Origin of the sequence: Lactobacillus sp. CBA3606, from assembly GCF_002970935.1 — a bacterium.
Taxonomy (GTDB): Bacteria; Bacillota; Bacilli; order Lactobacillales; family Lactobacillaceae; genus Lactiplantibacillus.
The window spans coordinates 1,797,830-1,812,306 of record NZ_CP027194.1 but is presented as its reverse complement, the minus strand read 5'-3'; the positions used below and the strand labels follow the sequence as shown (position 1 = coordinate 1,812,306).

11 protein-coding genes and 1 pseudogene are annotated in these 14,477 nt (G+C 42.0%); all 12 read right to left on the bottom strand.

The window, feature by feature from the left end; genetic code table 11:
* Positions 1 to 15: 15 nt before the first annotated feature.
* The 12 genes and pseudogenes from C5Z26_RS08820 to C5Z26_RS08765 all read right to left on the bottom strand — a co-directional run bounded on the left by C5Z26_RS08820 (position 16) and on the right by C5Z26_RS08765 (position 14,427).
* Positions 16 to 1,314: an ABC transporter substrate-binding protein gene (locus C5Z26_RS08820; protein ID WP_199774963.1), complete on the bottom strand. Its 1,299-nt coding sequence runs from the start codon at positions 1,312 to 1,314 to the stop codon at positions 16 to 18.
* Between the two features lie 262 nt (positions 1,315 to 1,576).
* The gene (locus tag C5Z26_RS08815; protein ID WP_105449594.1) at positions 1,577 to 2,875 is read right to left on the bottom strand and encodes an alpha-amylase family glycosyl hydrolase; all 1,299 of its coding nucleotides are present in this window, start codon (positions 2,873 to 2,875) and stop codon (positions 1,577 to 1,579) included.
* 12 nt (positions 2,876 to 2,887) lie between these two features.
* The gene (locus C5Z26_RS08810; protein WP_105449593.1) at positions 2,888 to 4,534 is read right to left on the bottom strand and encodes a glycoside hydrolase family 13 protein; all 1,647 of its coding nucleotides are present in this window, start codon (positions 4,532 to 4,534) and stop codon (positions 2,888 to 2,890) included.
* Between the two features lie 172 nt (positions 4,535 to 4,706).
* Positions 4,707 to 5,654 carry a LacI family DNA-binding transcriptional regulator gene (locus C5Z26_RS08805; protein ID WP_105449592.1) on the bottom strand — a complete coding sequence of 316 codons (948 nt, stop codon included), beginning with the start codon at positions 5,652 to 5,654 and terminating at the stop codon, positions 4,707 to 4,709.
* A 24-nt stretch (positions 5,655 to 5,678) separates the two neighbouring features.
* Positions 5,679 to 6,686 (bottom strand): LacI family DNA-binding transcriptional regulator, encoded by a 1,008-nt coding sequence (locus tag C5Z26_RS08800; protein ID WP_105449591.1) that lies wholly within the window; start codon positions 6,684 to 6,686, stop codon positions 5,679 to 5,681.
* 151 nt (positions 6,687 to 6,837) lie between these two features.
* The gene (locus C5Z26_RS08795) at positions 6,838 to 9,078 is read right to left on the bottom strand and encodes a glycoside hydrolase family 31 protein (RefSeq protein ID WP_105449590.1); all 2,241 of its coding nucleotides are present in this window, start codon (positions 9,076 to 9,078) and stop codon (positions 6,838 to 6,840) included.
* Between the two features lie 118 nt (positions 9,079 to 9,196).
* A complete protein-coding gene (locus C5Z26_RS08790) occupies positions 9,197 to 10,798 on the bottom strand; it encodes an acyl-CoA dehydrogenase family protein (protein WP_105449589.1) in 1,602 nt (533 codons plus the stop codon).
* Between the two features lie 9 nt (positions 10,799 to 10,807).
* On the bottom strand, positions 10,808 to 11,467 hold the full coding sequence (locus tag C5Z26_RS08785) for a TetR/AcrR family transcriptional regulator (RefSeq protein WP_105449588.1): 660 nt from the start codon (positions 11,465 to 11,467) through the stop codon (positions 10,808 to 10,810).
* Positions 11,468 to 11,635: 168 nt separating this feature from the next.
* Entirely contained in the window at positions 11,636 to 12,127 is a 492-nt protein-coding gene (locus C5Z26_RS08780; protein WP_105449587.1) for an alcohol dehydrogenase, read from the bottom strand.
* Between the two features lie 293 nt (positions 12,128 to 12,420).
* Positions 12,421 to 13,218 carry a hypothetical protein gene (locus C5Z26_RS08775; RefSeq protein ID WP_105449586.1) on the bottom strand — a complete coding sequence of 266 codons (798 nt, stop codon included), beginning with the start codon at positions 13,216 to 13,218 and terminating at the stop codon, positions 12,421 to 12,423.
* Positions 13,219 to 13,253: 35 nt separating this feature from the next.
* Entirely contained in the window at positions 13,254 to 13,583 is a 330-nt protein-coding gene (locus C5Z26_RS08770; RefSeq protein ID WP_105449585.1) for a PadR family transcriptional regulator, read from the bottom strand.
* A 128-nt stretch (positions 13,584 to 13,711) separates the two neighbouring features.
* Positions 13,712 to 14,427: pseudogene (locus C5Z26_RS08765) on the bottom strand (GntR family transcriptional regulator).
* Between the last annotated feature and the right edge of the window lie 50 nt (positions 14,428 to 14,477).

The window sequence follows — 14,477 nt, the reverse complement described above, 5'->3', positions numbered from 1 at the left end:
TACCTTTAGACTTTACTAATTTGACGATTGTTGTTCGTTCCAACCCTTAATTGAATTCTTAACGGTTGTATCCCAACTTTGCTTGCCTGACAGATACTTCTGTAAGTTTGGTTGGAAGGTATTTGGATCCCATGATGTCCCAGTGTAAGCAGGGAATGCCCAACCAATTGTCTTATTAGCTTTTGAGTACTTGAAGACAACTTGTGACAATGCATCTGGCATCTTAACGTTACCGTAACCCTTGTAGGCTGGTACGAAATGAAGCTTGTTAACAACTAACTTCTTACCTTCTTTAGATGTGTATAACCAATCTAAGAAGTTCTTAGCTGCTGTTTGTTCAGCCGTTGACTTGTTCTTGTTAACACCCCAGTATAATGAAGTCCCAACTGGTAATTTATTTTCATAACCTTTAACTGGAATTGGAATCATGCCAATATCATTCTTAGCAAATTTCTTATCGATTTGTTCAACCGTTGAATAAATCCAGTCCCCTTGTTGAATCATCGCAACTTTACCTTGTGAGAAGTTTTGATTAACTTGGGCAGAATAGTCTAATTGCATAACTGGTCCAACAGAATACTGCTTCTGTAAATCAATCATTGACTTCATTTCTTTATTTGCTGTAAAGCTCATGCTCTTAGATTTATACATCTTTTGCGCATTGCCATTAAATTGTTGACCCACATACAAGTTAGCTAAATGGTCAGAAAGAATCCAAGTTTCCTTACCAGGTAATGCAAAGACGCCTTTAATCCCTAATTCAGATTTTTCAGAATCAATCTTCTTAACAGCAGCAGTTAATTTAGCCATCGTTGTTAAGCTAGTTGGATCAATCCCAGCCTTCTTGAAAATCGTCTTGTTATAAACAAACCCATAACCTTCAACGTTGAATGGTAACCCAACTGTTTTGCCATTCGTTGTAACGGCATTTAAAGTCCCAGATTGGGCAGCTTTAGCAGCCTTAGTGTTAGACAAATCAGCTTCTTGTGAAGCAAATTGCTTAACATCCGCTGGTCCAGCTAAACTAAAGATTGTTGGCGCATTCCCTGAAGAAATCCGTGTCTTTAGAACTGGACTATAATCGGTCCCCCCACCAACTGATGAAACTGAAATTGAAACATTTGGATGTAACTTATGATACCGTGCCGCAATTTGTTTAAATTGCTTGTTTGATTCAACCTTCCCTTGGAAGATCGTAATCTTAACTTTCTTGTTAGAAGCACTTGAAGAATTGCTGTTACCACAACCGACCAATGTTAATGCCATTGCCCCGGCTAAAACTGTAACTCCTAACTTTTTCCATCCCTTTGTCATGATGTTACCCCCTACTTAATTTTATTAAGATCCATAACCTTTTATGACAACTTCAATTATGCAGTTTTGAAAGCGTTTTCGCAACCCCTTTCACAATGTTACCGATAACAATTTTTATATTTCTTTTATAAACAGCGTCATTACACGACTTTCTGCATCTAAAAACCTATGCAATCGGTTGCGCAAATTCAAACATTCTTAACATTATGATCATGTAAAAGCCTTAAATCAACCCGTAATATCACTGAATTTTGACACAATTTTATTTGAAACAAATCAATTGTTTTATAAAAATAACTGGGTCACCGGTGAAACTAAACTGATTGTTTTTCACCATAATATCTTGGCCATCTAGTTGATTAAGATACTTTCCATTCGCTAATGGACAACTGATTTCACCGGTAAAAGTTTGAAATGCGAAATAACCTAAGGCCAGTTCATCAGCTTGCTGATACTGAACTTGCATCACTTGCTCATTAACTGGTTGAACCTGATAAGCCCCTGTCTCAAAGAGGGAATGATGCTTAATTGAACTAATTTGGCGAATCATCGGTGTCAAAGCTAGCGGACCATTTAAAGCAACTGGATCACGATCAAATAAACTCGGCAAATGCTTAGCGCCAAACTCTTCACCGGCATAAATTAAAGCACTTCCCTTTTCAAATAGATTAAATGCTAATAAATTTTTTACTTGTTGGGGGGTTGAAAGATAGTCGGCCGCTCTAGGCACATCATGGTTTTCTAAAAATCGTAACTTCACATAATTTTTCGGGAAAGTAACATCTTGTTTCATTAGGATTCGTGCAAACTCGCCTAGACTACGCTTACCAGCTACGGTGGCATGTAAATCAGCTAAAGTATCATAGTCATATACCATATCAAAAGCTTGATAGAGTTCGCTATCTGACAAATCTTCAAAACCGGCATCACGAACTTGCTTCAAAAAAGCTGAATCATTACTTTCTGCTAACCAAATTAGCCCCGGTTTATAGGCTGCCAATTCTCGCCGAGCGGTTAACCAAAAGTCTAAAGGTACGAGGGGCGCTACATCACAGCGAAAACCATCCACCTCGGTCGCCCATTGCTTTAAGGTCTCAATTTGATACGTCCACAAAGCCGAATTCTGATAGTCTAAATCAATGATATCCGACCAATCCGCCACACGATTACCAAAATCACCATTCGATTTATGATAGAACCAGTCCGGATGCTGTTGGACTAACTTCGAATCTGGCGATGTATGATTATAAACAATATCAATAATTACTCGCATCCCTTGTTGATGAATCGCAGTCGTCAACGCTTTAAAATCTGCCATCGTTCCTAATTCTGGATTAATACTACGATAATCTGCAATTGCATATGGTGAACCTAGCGCCCCTTTTCGATGAGCCTTTCCAATCGGATAAATCGGCATTAGCCAAATAATATCAGTGCCCAAGGCCTTTATTCGTGGTAGATCAGCTTGAATCGCACTAAATGTCCCCTGCGCCGTATAGTTACGCGGAAAAACAGAATAAATCACTTGTTGCCGTAAATTGGTAATCGTATCATTTGCCATTTAAAAAACCTCCTAATTTTTAGTAACGATCACTGACCAAGGATGATAAGTCGTCGTCGTTGCGGTCTGGGTAACATCGCCTTCCAATAACTGCACCTTAGCCAACGTGGGTACTGCGACTGTAATGGCCGTATCCGTCAGATTACAAGTCACCGTTGCTCGTCTGTTATCCAATTGACGTGTAAACTGGAATAATCCTTTTGGTGATGCCTCAATCAGTTCATCACCAGCTGTAAATAACTCAGTTTGTTTAAGCTTGAGTAACTGGCGATAAAAACTTAATAGGCTCGCCGTCATTGCTGAACTCTCAGGCTTAGTTTGACCAATGAGCCAAGGCGTTTGGGTTGAAAACCCATCATAGGGCTGGTTTTTATCCCATTGCATCGGACCACGGGCCGCCAACTTATGGGTTTGATTCAACATCTGCATAATTTGGTGCTGATCATAACCTAAGGCTTGAGCCTGCCGATCGAATGGCCCCACCGTTCGGTCATTAAATGCTTGCAAATTTGGCAAAGTTAAATTTTCCATACCGACTTCTTCGCCGTAATAAATAATCGGAATACCACGTTGTAAATATAGCATCGCTGCTAAGCATTTAAGACTTTGCTCATGATGCCATTTGCTCGCATACCGTGTCGCTAATCGCGCCAAATCGTGATTGCTCCAATATAAAACCGGTAAGCTCACGCCAGCTAACTTAGTTTGAATCGTAGTGAGTTGCCGTTTCATCCCTTCGATATCTAAGGGCTTAGGTTGAAATTCCGCGGGCAGTTTTGGATTAAGATGGCTTTTGTCATCAACCAATGACCGAAAAGTAATGACTGCATTACATTCATTGTTAGCTGGACGACTATAATCCATTAACAATTCTGGGCTGGCAGAAGCTGCCTCACCTAAAATAAAAATATCTGGCTTTAGTTGCCGCAATGCGCCACAAAATTTACTTAAATAAGGTTGAACATGCGGCAAATGCGCATAAAACGCCTCAGCGACAACTGGTTCAGTTGACTGGCTAGGAACCTGTTGCTTAAAATTAGCTTTATCAATATGGATAAAAGCATCTAAACGTAAGCCATCGATGCCTTTCTTCACCCAAAATTTGGCGATCTCCAGCATTGAATGCCGTACTTCTGGATTACGCCAATTTAAATCCGGCATGTGCCGATCAAACAAATGGAAATAATATTGTTCAGTTTTTCCCGGATCGGCTTCCCAAACACTCCCGCCAAAAAATGACCCCCAATTATTCGGTAACTGATTAGCCGGTGCATCTGACCACAAATAATAATCCCGGTACAACCCCTGAGGGTGCTTAATAGCATCTTGAAACCAAGGATGTTGATCAGATGTATGATTCATGACAAAATCTAACAATAAGTGCATATTATTTTGATGCAATGCTTTAATTAGCGCTTCGACATCACTCATCGTGCCTAAAGATGGCTCAATCGCATAATAATTTGATACATCATAACCATTATCAACTTGAGGTGAAACATAGATTGGATTTAACCAAATTGTAGTAACGCCCAACTCTTTTAAATAGGGAATTCGTTGAATCACGCCCTGTAAATCACCAATGCCATCATCATTTGTATCTTGAAAACTTTTTGGATAAATTTGATAAATAATCTGTCGATCATACCAATTCACCATTGCAACTACCCCCTTCGCCCATCAAGAAAACGTTTTCTTACACGATAATCCTACTGACTATCCATAAGAGAAACAAGGGTTTTCCAATTGTTATCGCTAACAGATTTTAACCCAACAAAAAAATCAGGATTCTCATCCTGACCACCAATCATAAAAAACATGTCAAATCAATTTATCTTGTTGAACCACCGATTAGTAACGTCGGTTTCACCTGATGAATGCCCTGTGGCTGACCCCCTTGACTGATTTTAGTCAGTAGCATCTGTGCACACTGGACACCCAATTCGAAAACCGGCTGCTGAATTGTGGTTAACTTGGGCGTTGCCACCTGATTTAAAAAGACCCCATCAAAACCAATAATTCCAAAATCTGCCGGGATTTTAGCGTTAAAACGCGTTAAGCCCTTTTCAATGCCAAATGCCAACCGATCACTGGCACAAATATAACAAGTATTGGCTTGCAAACGTTGCGCCTGTTGCTGAATATATTCCATAGCTAAATGACTATGATTACTAAATCGTTGAATCGACGTGGTCAATTGATGCTTTTGCATGCTAAGCAAATAACCCGCTTCACGTGAATATTCGAAAGGTTCCTTTACATTAATCCCAATAAATTCAATCTGCGTATAACCTTGTTTAATTGCATATTCAGTGGCTATTTTTGTTCCCAACGTATTATCAGTATCACAATAATCAAACTCTAAGCGATTTTCACCAAATAAAACGACTGGTCGCTCTAAGCGTTGTAACCACTCATAGTCTGCATGACGCATCCCAGTGACGATATACCCATCACAACCACCGATGTCAAAATTATGCTCCGTCACTAACTGTAATGAATACTGTTCTTTCCCCAATTCCTTTGAAATTCCGGCTAAAAGCTTCATGTAATAGGGTTCCGTCGTGTCCATATCTTCTAAAATAAATAACTTAATAATTTGGGTACGATTATTTACTAACGCCTTAGCAGCAACATTAGGCCGATAATTTAACGCTTGCATTGCCGCAAAAACACTGCGCTTCAATTCATCACGAACTTGTTCCGGATGATTAATCACCCGTGATACCGTCATCTTGGAAACATTGGCCCGCTTTGCAACATCTGTTAATGTGGTCACACTTACACCTCCGAAAATGATGTTTTACATGGTTACGACAGAATGACGTTCAATGATTTGATGGGGAACAATAATTTTAGTCGTTAAATGTTCGTGCGTTTGTAACCCCGCCGCAATTTTAGCCGCCTCATGACCTAAACGGCGTGGGAATACTTCCACTGAGGTTAAAGCTGGATGTGCCGCTTCTGAATAAACCGAGTTATTAAAACCAATAATTGATATTTGCCGTCCAGTTACCATTTCAGATGATTGCAGCACTTGTTGAATCCGTAAACCCAACATATCATCCACGGTCACAAAACCAGTTATTTCTGGATGTTGCGTTAAGTATTGAATAACTAATTGTCGTCCACCTGGATACTCTTGTGCCGGTAATGCCAACATCTTAACTGGAAAGTGATTTTCCATCATGATTCGTTGATAGCCTAATAACCGATCATTTTGAACCATCTTTTTTAAATCATTATGCACAAAACAAATGTCGTGATGCCCATGCGCCACTAAAAATTGGGTGGCATCTGAACCAGCTAAAATATTATCATTATCAACATATGGCGTCTCGTTTACTAATCGATACGGTTTTCCAATTATGACATATTGAGCCTCTAATTGTTGGAGCTTAACTAAAATTGGATCATCGCGTTCTGAATACAGAACAATAAATCGTTTGATCATTCCCTGAGTAACCATAATATCAATACTTTTTAATAATTCAGCTTGTGATGACCCAGTCGCTAAGTTGACCATCATTTGCGCATGATAACACGCTTCACTGATCCCACGTAAAACTTTCAAGAAAAATGGATTGGTAAATATTTCTTGTTGATCAATTGGTAAAATCACCCCAATAGCGTTACTGCGTTTGTTTGCTAACCCTTGGGCATTAAAATCCGGCGCATAATGTAGTCGCGCCATCGCTCGCCAAACTCGTGATTTTGTTTTTTGACTGATCGCTGGATTATCATGCATTGCGCGCGATGCCGTTGATGGTGAAACCTTCGCTAATTTTGCAACGTCTTTAATTGTCGCCATAAAATCGCCCCCTACATTTTAACTTTCATTAGTCATTGTAAGCGTTAACTTTAGCTAGCGCAACCGGTTGCAAAGTGATCATATCAGCATTAAAGTCACCAAAACACGCACCGAAAGTCAGTTTGGCTCCCATTCGCTAAACCACTTAAATTTAATTAATAATCAATTCAGTAATCATCGCCTTAATCTGCGTTTCATTAAGCGTTGATAAGTAACCTAATAATTGATTGGTGTTATCAGCCTCATCAAATGCCTGCCAAATTTGCCACTTAATTTCGAAACTTAACTTTGAAAATTGCAACCGTTGCTTAACTAATCGTGCTACTGTGGGCATTTGCAACTGAGTTTTGTAATCGTTAAATTGAAATGTGGTCGCCGTCCTTGCAGTTATTTGAGCAGTTGCCCCAACTAATACTGGTTGGTACTCACGATTAACTGGAATCAAGTGAGTAGGATCATCACTAACCATACTTAATCGCTGCTGCTCTTCATCCCAAGTAATCGTTGTGATAGCCCTTCGTTGACCTAAATGTTCAACGAGTTCATAAGTCCCCGCTTGACCAGTAAATATCTTAAGTTTTAATTTTATTGGTAATTGCGTCAATGGCGCCATATAGTCAGAGCTTAAAGGAATTATACTGCCAGCTTTGACAAATACTGGATAGGTCGCCTTTTCACGGTACGCTTCAAAAACACGGTTTCCTTGGTAGCGTAAGCCGGTAAAGAAATCATACCAAGTACCCGCAGGTAACCAGACCTTAGTCTTCGCTAATTGTGTCACTGAATCTGCGGGCGTCGTAATTGATGCCACAATCATGGCAGGTCCAAATTGATATTCGTTTGGCACTTGATAAGCCACTTCATCATTCGGATGACCATAATACATTGGTTGCACTAACGGTAAGCCTTCCGCATGCGTTTGATAATTAGCACTATCCAAATAAGGTAATAACTGTGTCCGTAACTGTAAGAATTTAATCATAACCGGTGCTATCGTTTGGTCATAATTCCAAGGTTCTTTTCCCATGAAAATATTGTTAGAACTATGCAAACGCAAGATCGGGCTGAAAACACCTAATTGCAGCCATCGCAAAGCTAATTCACCATCATATGTGCCACGCATATGCCCACCAATATCATGACTCCACCAAGTGTAACCAATGTTACTAGCAGTCGCCGTAAAGTATGGTTGAAATTGTAATGAGGCCCACGAAGCAACTGTATCACCAGAAAAACCGATGGGATAACGATGGCTCCCAGGGCCAGCATACCGCGATAGTACTAACCCTTCTCCAGGGTGTTGCCGTTCATTATCTAAGTAATGATTAAGGTTTAATAACCATAATGGATCAATTTTTGACTTACCACGAGCGCCGCCTTGTTGCCAATCAACCCACCAGAAATCTACTCCTTGTTGTTCCAACTGCCGATGAATAAAGTTAAAATAAACGAGTTTAAATTGGTTGTCTTGCAAGTTAAATAAAGCCGGTTGTTCATTAGCACGATCTAACTCTAATTTTTTCGCAACGGCTGGATACTCGACCTCACTCGCTCGAATACCAGCAGCTGGATGGACATTTAAAGTCACTTTTCGACCCTGAGCGTGCAACTGTTGCATCATTTTAACGGGATTTGGAAAATAATCCCGATTCCAAGTATAGCCAGTCCAACCACTACCATATCTTTTAGGAATAGCTGTTATATGCCAATTCATATCAAAGACGGCGACCGCAATCGGAACTTGCTGCTGATCAAATTTTTGCATTAACTCTAAATATTCATTTTGGGTATAAGGATAAAACCGACTCCACCAATTTCCTAAAGCATATCGTGGCACTAGCGGTGGAAAACCTGTTAACTGATAATAGACTTGCAACGTCTGACGATAATCGCGGCCATAGGCAAAATAGTATAAATCAATTTCTGGCTGTTGCCGCACACTAACTTGATCATTTTCTAAAATAAACGAATTTGAATCATCTAACACACTAAAACCATCTTTAGACATAAGACCATCTGCTAACGAAATAGCACCATCCGCTTTATCCAAAGTTCGGGCGGTTCCCTTTAGATTTTTAGTCAATGGCTCTCCGTAATACCAGCGACTGTAATGAGTACCATAATTCGAAGCCGCATCGATAAACAAGCTTCCAGCATCAAGTTCACCGCCATCATAGTACAGATGAAAACCAGTCGTCACTAATTCTAAAACATGCCCATGTTCATTTTGATAAACTTTAAACTGAACTGGCGGAAAATCTCGATTTTGAACTAGTTGCGTCTTTTGATTCTCAAATTGACCAGACTTTGAATATTCAATTCGAATTAATTTATCCGTTAAAATAGTAAACCGGACTTGCTCATTTTGAATAATACGATCTTGAATTTGCATGTTTAACTTCCCCTTATTTTGACATTAAGAACCCGGACTGGTATTCGCCACGACCTAAAAAAATAGCTTCCGAAACGACACTTTGTGTTCGGAAGCTGGATCTATTAACTATTTCCCCTCACTTCAAAGCTGCCAAAACGCCAGCCAAAAATGCTGCGGCCGTCCCAACAAACGCTTGCTGTGATACTCTAAAAATTGCTGCCGTGGCATCTTGATTAACCGACAAGATATGGGTCGCCCCCATCATGCCGCTAACATATTGCTCGGATCCAGAAATACCGATATTAATAATTACTTCCGGAGTCACCGTCGCCCCACCAGTACCAATTTGCTGGTCAATACTAAACTGTTCCTTGGTGGTTAACGGCCGGGTCACGGCCACGGCCGCCCCAATCCATTTCGCCAATTGCTGTGCTTGCAACAAAACTTCTGGATTATCAGCGCCGCGCCCTAAAGCAATAATTCGTTTGGCAGTGCGAATGCCACCGACCGTCACCGGGACCTCTTCCGTCAACCGCAAAGCCTTAATTACCCGTGGCAAATCTGCAACTTCGATCCGTTTCGTTACGGGCACCGGTTGTTTAGTCATTAAGTGCCCCTCATTGGCCGCGTCTAACTCAGCTGCGCCCAATTCCTGTTGCAGCATTTCAACGGGGCCGTCAATTAGGGTTAACGCTCGCATGTCACGCATTAATTGTTCAAATGGCAATTGACGCGTGTAAGCCAAACCACCGGCCAATTGTAAGGCCTGATTTGTAACCGTCAGGCCATTTTGACTCCCAAATAACGTTGCCATCGTCGCAGCGGCCGCAAAATCTGGTTGTCGATCCATTTGGCGCGCTGCATCGAGCGTTAATAATTGGGTTGCCCGTAATGTTGTCGCCATTGTTGCAACCTGAGTTTGTGCCGTTGCGAACGTGTTTAGGGGACCATCAACTAAATGTCGTTGTTGCGTATACGGTTTCAATTGCGTTAAAGCATGTTGCATGATTCCGGCTGCCAAAGCGCCGTTGAAGATTCGGGCCATATTTTGTTGGTGTCGTGAAATTTCTAACCCTTGACCGATTTGGCCTAATAAATGGGTCGTCGTAACGGCCACATTATTTAATTGTAAGCCAGCCACTGCGACTCCCCGTAATCCTAATGTTTCAACTGGTTGCGTCACCTTAACACCTGGCATCGTGGCGTCAATCATAAAAATGGCAAAATCATTTTGATCAGTTTTCGCCAAAACCAAATAGTGAGCTGCTTGCCCCCCATTTGTAATCAACACTTTTTCGCCATCTAATAACCAGCCAGTTGTGCTTTTAAATGCCGTCGTTTGAACGCCCAACGCATTCCCGCCACCGGGTTCAGTAACGGCAAAGCCCATTAATTTAGTCTGCGCCGCCGCCAACAAAGTCGCGCGCTGGTCAGCCGTGCCATACCGATCAATTTGCGCTGTAATTTGCCATAAACTGGCTAATGTTGTGGCGACACTGGCGGAACCTTGCGCTAATGCCATGACACATAGCACTTGCGATACCATATCCAAGCCCTGACCAAAGGGTGCCGTTAACCCTTGTTGTGGGAGACCTTGTTGCACCAATAGCGCATACGCTTCAGCCGCAAACCGACCTTGTTGATCAATCTCATGATCTAACGGCGTTATTTTTTGGGCGGTAAAAGTCGTCAGCTTTTGCCACAATGCCGCCTGTTCTGTTGTTAAATTCAATTCCATCACCGTTGCTCAACTTTCACTATCAATTTTTGGTCCAACTAAACCAACTTCTAAAATATGCATATAAGCCTTAGCCCGTTCCACAATCCATTGCGTATCCGCCATGGTCGTCATCGCTGAATGGGCCGGTAACTGCTGTTGAAATTCGGTAAAGATTTGGTTATAGACACCCATAATGAGGGCCACCACTGTTGATCGATCCAATTCTGGTCGCAGCGGCATCCGCGCCAGGACCGCTTCAATCAACGTTTGCATCGCCACCATACTTTGCGTATAAAGTTGCGTTAATTGCTGCTGAATCCCGCTTGGTAATTGCTCAGCATTACCATACGCCGCAATCATGAGCCGCATTTCATCCGGATGACTTTGCCCGAAATCAGCTTTAGCTTGAGTACTTTGAACCACTAACGTCACTAAATCAATTGGTGCTACCGGCGTCACTGGACTTAGCGTCGCCTTGATCAAAGCCGTGGCCGCTTGCACCGTTTCAAAATAAAGTTGCTGCTTATTCCCATAATAATGAAAAATTAAGCCCTTTGATACCTGGGCCGCTTTAGCAATCTGGTCGGTCTTTGCCTTGGTATACCCTTGACTAGCGAATTCATGGGTCGCTGCTCGCATGATTCGCTGCACTTTTTTTGGATCTTGCGGTCGTCCAACTACTGCCATGCTTGCCGCATCCTTTCTAGCTGATCGGTTATTATTCATTAATAGTATCACAATTAGGTTCAGCCAACCGCTTCCCCAAAAACAATACCCGCAAATTTAGAGTAGCAAAAAAGGCATTTGGATTTTATCCCAAACACCTTGCAACTAATCATCAGACTTATGTACGCGTTATTCCGCGCTTGACTTGGCATATTCGGCTAGTACGGGCATCACATAATGTTGCTCTGCCTGTTTACGCGCTAAAATAGCATCATCCATATCGGCAAATTGTTGATTTAAAACCAAGCGACCCCGATACATTAAGCGAGCGACCCATTTCTGTGAGCACCGATCAAAAGAAACCCCGATGACACCACTGCGGTTACGACTATTTGGCTTTAAGCGATCCACGGACGTGCCTTGATATAAAGGTAAATTATCACTACGGCCCATATTTTGACGGGTTTTAGGATTTTCAAAGATATTTTTTCGACTGACATCGGCCCGTAAACAGCCACAACTCTTCGTAATTTCTTTACGCAACCGATAACTGTCCACAACCACTTTTCGCCCGCAAGAACACTGGCATAACCAGCGCGCATTGCCATTAGGGGCACTTTCCGCCCGTTCAATCACTGTTAAACGGGTAAAAGTTACTCCAGTTAAATCTTTTAATCGCATCAAAATCACCTCGCTAATTTTTTCCTGGTCAACCTAATTGACCCTAACTACAATTTAAACTGATTTTATGAAAATAGTATGACGAATACCGCAACATTCATAGCATTATTTATTTATATTTTAATAGTTCAATACTCAATGATAATAATAACGCACATCCCAGCCTTAGTCTTTATCAGAGTACTACTATTTTAATTTTATGTCACCTAATATTATTTATATTATAAAAAAGCCCGGCGTCGGGTAACACAAAAAGGGCCCGTTTAATTCTCCGGACCCGACCTTGATATTAGTTAAATAACCCAACCAAGTGGTGCTAATCCCAGCCAACTAATCACATTCACTTGGGTGGTGGCTGGTAAAAATGGTTGGAGCGTTTGTTTAATTTCGGCTGCTGACGCTAATGTTTGCAAGTCATACCAATAAGTGCCGTTATGACTATGGCCAACTAGCGTCCAACGGCCCAAACTCGCTACTGGTTCTAACGCTAAGTCACTAGGCATGGCCGTCAAAAAGACGTGCATCGTTGGCAGCCATGCGCCATCATAATCTGCCGTGGCGCGCCGTAAAATCATGATTTGTGCCTGTAAATTCTTAGTTGCCTTCGCAAATCGCAATACGACATAAATACCAATTGCCCCATACACCGTCAGTAAGATAAGTTGCAAATCACTATCCATGGTAAAAATAAGCAACCCAAAAAAGCCAACGCCTAAATAAATCAATAGATTCATCGTATTGAGCGCGCGATCACGTAAACTGAGCGCGACTTTTAACCGCATGGACGCATCTCCCGGTGATAACCGGATAGCTTGGACCACAGCTTGCGGACTCCCCGTATAAACAATTTGAATAGCTGGCTTCTTGACTTGAACCGTGGCTAACACGCTAAACAGCTGATTACCCGGTGCCACAGTCGTCATCAATTCAGTGGGCACATACTCACTAAATAGACGATAAGTCACCTTCGTCCGCCGAAAGTGATACCAATTTCCCCGAATCTGAGCCAGCAACCACCCTTTTTGGGCCAACTGATTCAACCAAGTTAACTCTTGTGCTGATCCTTTAATTAAAAACCGATAACGCCACATTGACTCGCTTCCCCAGTCACTCTAAATTAACGTACTTAGACTTGTTCTTGTTTTAAAATCGCGGTTAGTAGTTGCAGGCGATCGCGTTCGGCCGCCAATACGGCTGCGCCACTCCCAGTGATTTCATAAATGGCCTGATCATCGGCGTCTAAACGCTCCGTCATCAAATAATCCTTGGTCATCGCATGTAAGGTCGTAAATAAGGTTCCTAATCCCAATTGCAATTTTCCCTGCGTCAACGCCGCAATTTTTGCTGGTAACGCCTCACTTTTAATCGGTTGCCGGACACTCACTAAAATTAAAAAAGCCGCTTCCGTCATTGGTTCATACTTATCAATCAAACGTTGATAAAAATCTTCAGCCATTTGAAGACCCTCCTTTAGCGTTTTAGAAAACGCTTACTTTTTCAAATAAATTATGCACCTCTTATTTACCGAATGCAAACCACTCAAAAAAGCCCATGCGACAGCCATGGGCTAATAATTTTCGGTCATTAGTGCACTTGAATATCTGCCACTACCGTACTGCTGGCATACGGAAAATGTGATTCTGATAATTCGAAGGGTTGGCCATCGTCCGTATAACTGACTTGATTAATCACTAACACGGGATCATTCAATTGGGCCCCCATTGCTTCAACGTCTTCCGTAGTGGCCTTGGCCGCCGAAATTAGCCGATGCGACCCAGCTAACGACATGCCCCGGGCTTGTTCTAAGTAACCATAGATTGAACCTTCTAGCACCGTCTTCGTTAACGTCACAATACTGGTTGGCATAATGGTATGCTCATAGGCCCACACCTTGCCATCCACAAACCGCGTTCGGCGAATCACGTACACGGGATCCATCTCATCAATCATGAGTTGTTCAGCTTCATGCGTCGTTGGTAGCCGGGCCTGGAGTTCTAACACTTTGCTAGTTACTTTTTTGCCCTGATTGGTCCGCGTTGTTCCAAGGGGCGGTCAACCTGAGTTGCTTGCCGCTGTTCTTTTAAACCAAAATCCTTTCGCACAAAGGTCCCAGCACCGCGCTTAGAATAAACCATGCCTTCAATAATCAGTAACTGAATCGCCTTATGAATCGTAATCCGGGTCGTGTCAAACGTGGTTGCTAACTTATTTTGATCAGGCATCAATTCTCCGGGCGCATATTTACCGGTTTTGATGTCTTGCCGCAAACTAGTTGCGATGGCTTCATATTTGTAAGCCAAATTAGTCACATTCCTTCTTCATTAGTCTTCTTTTCCAACAGTCTAACCTA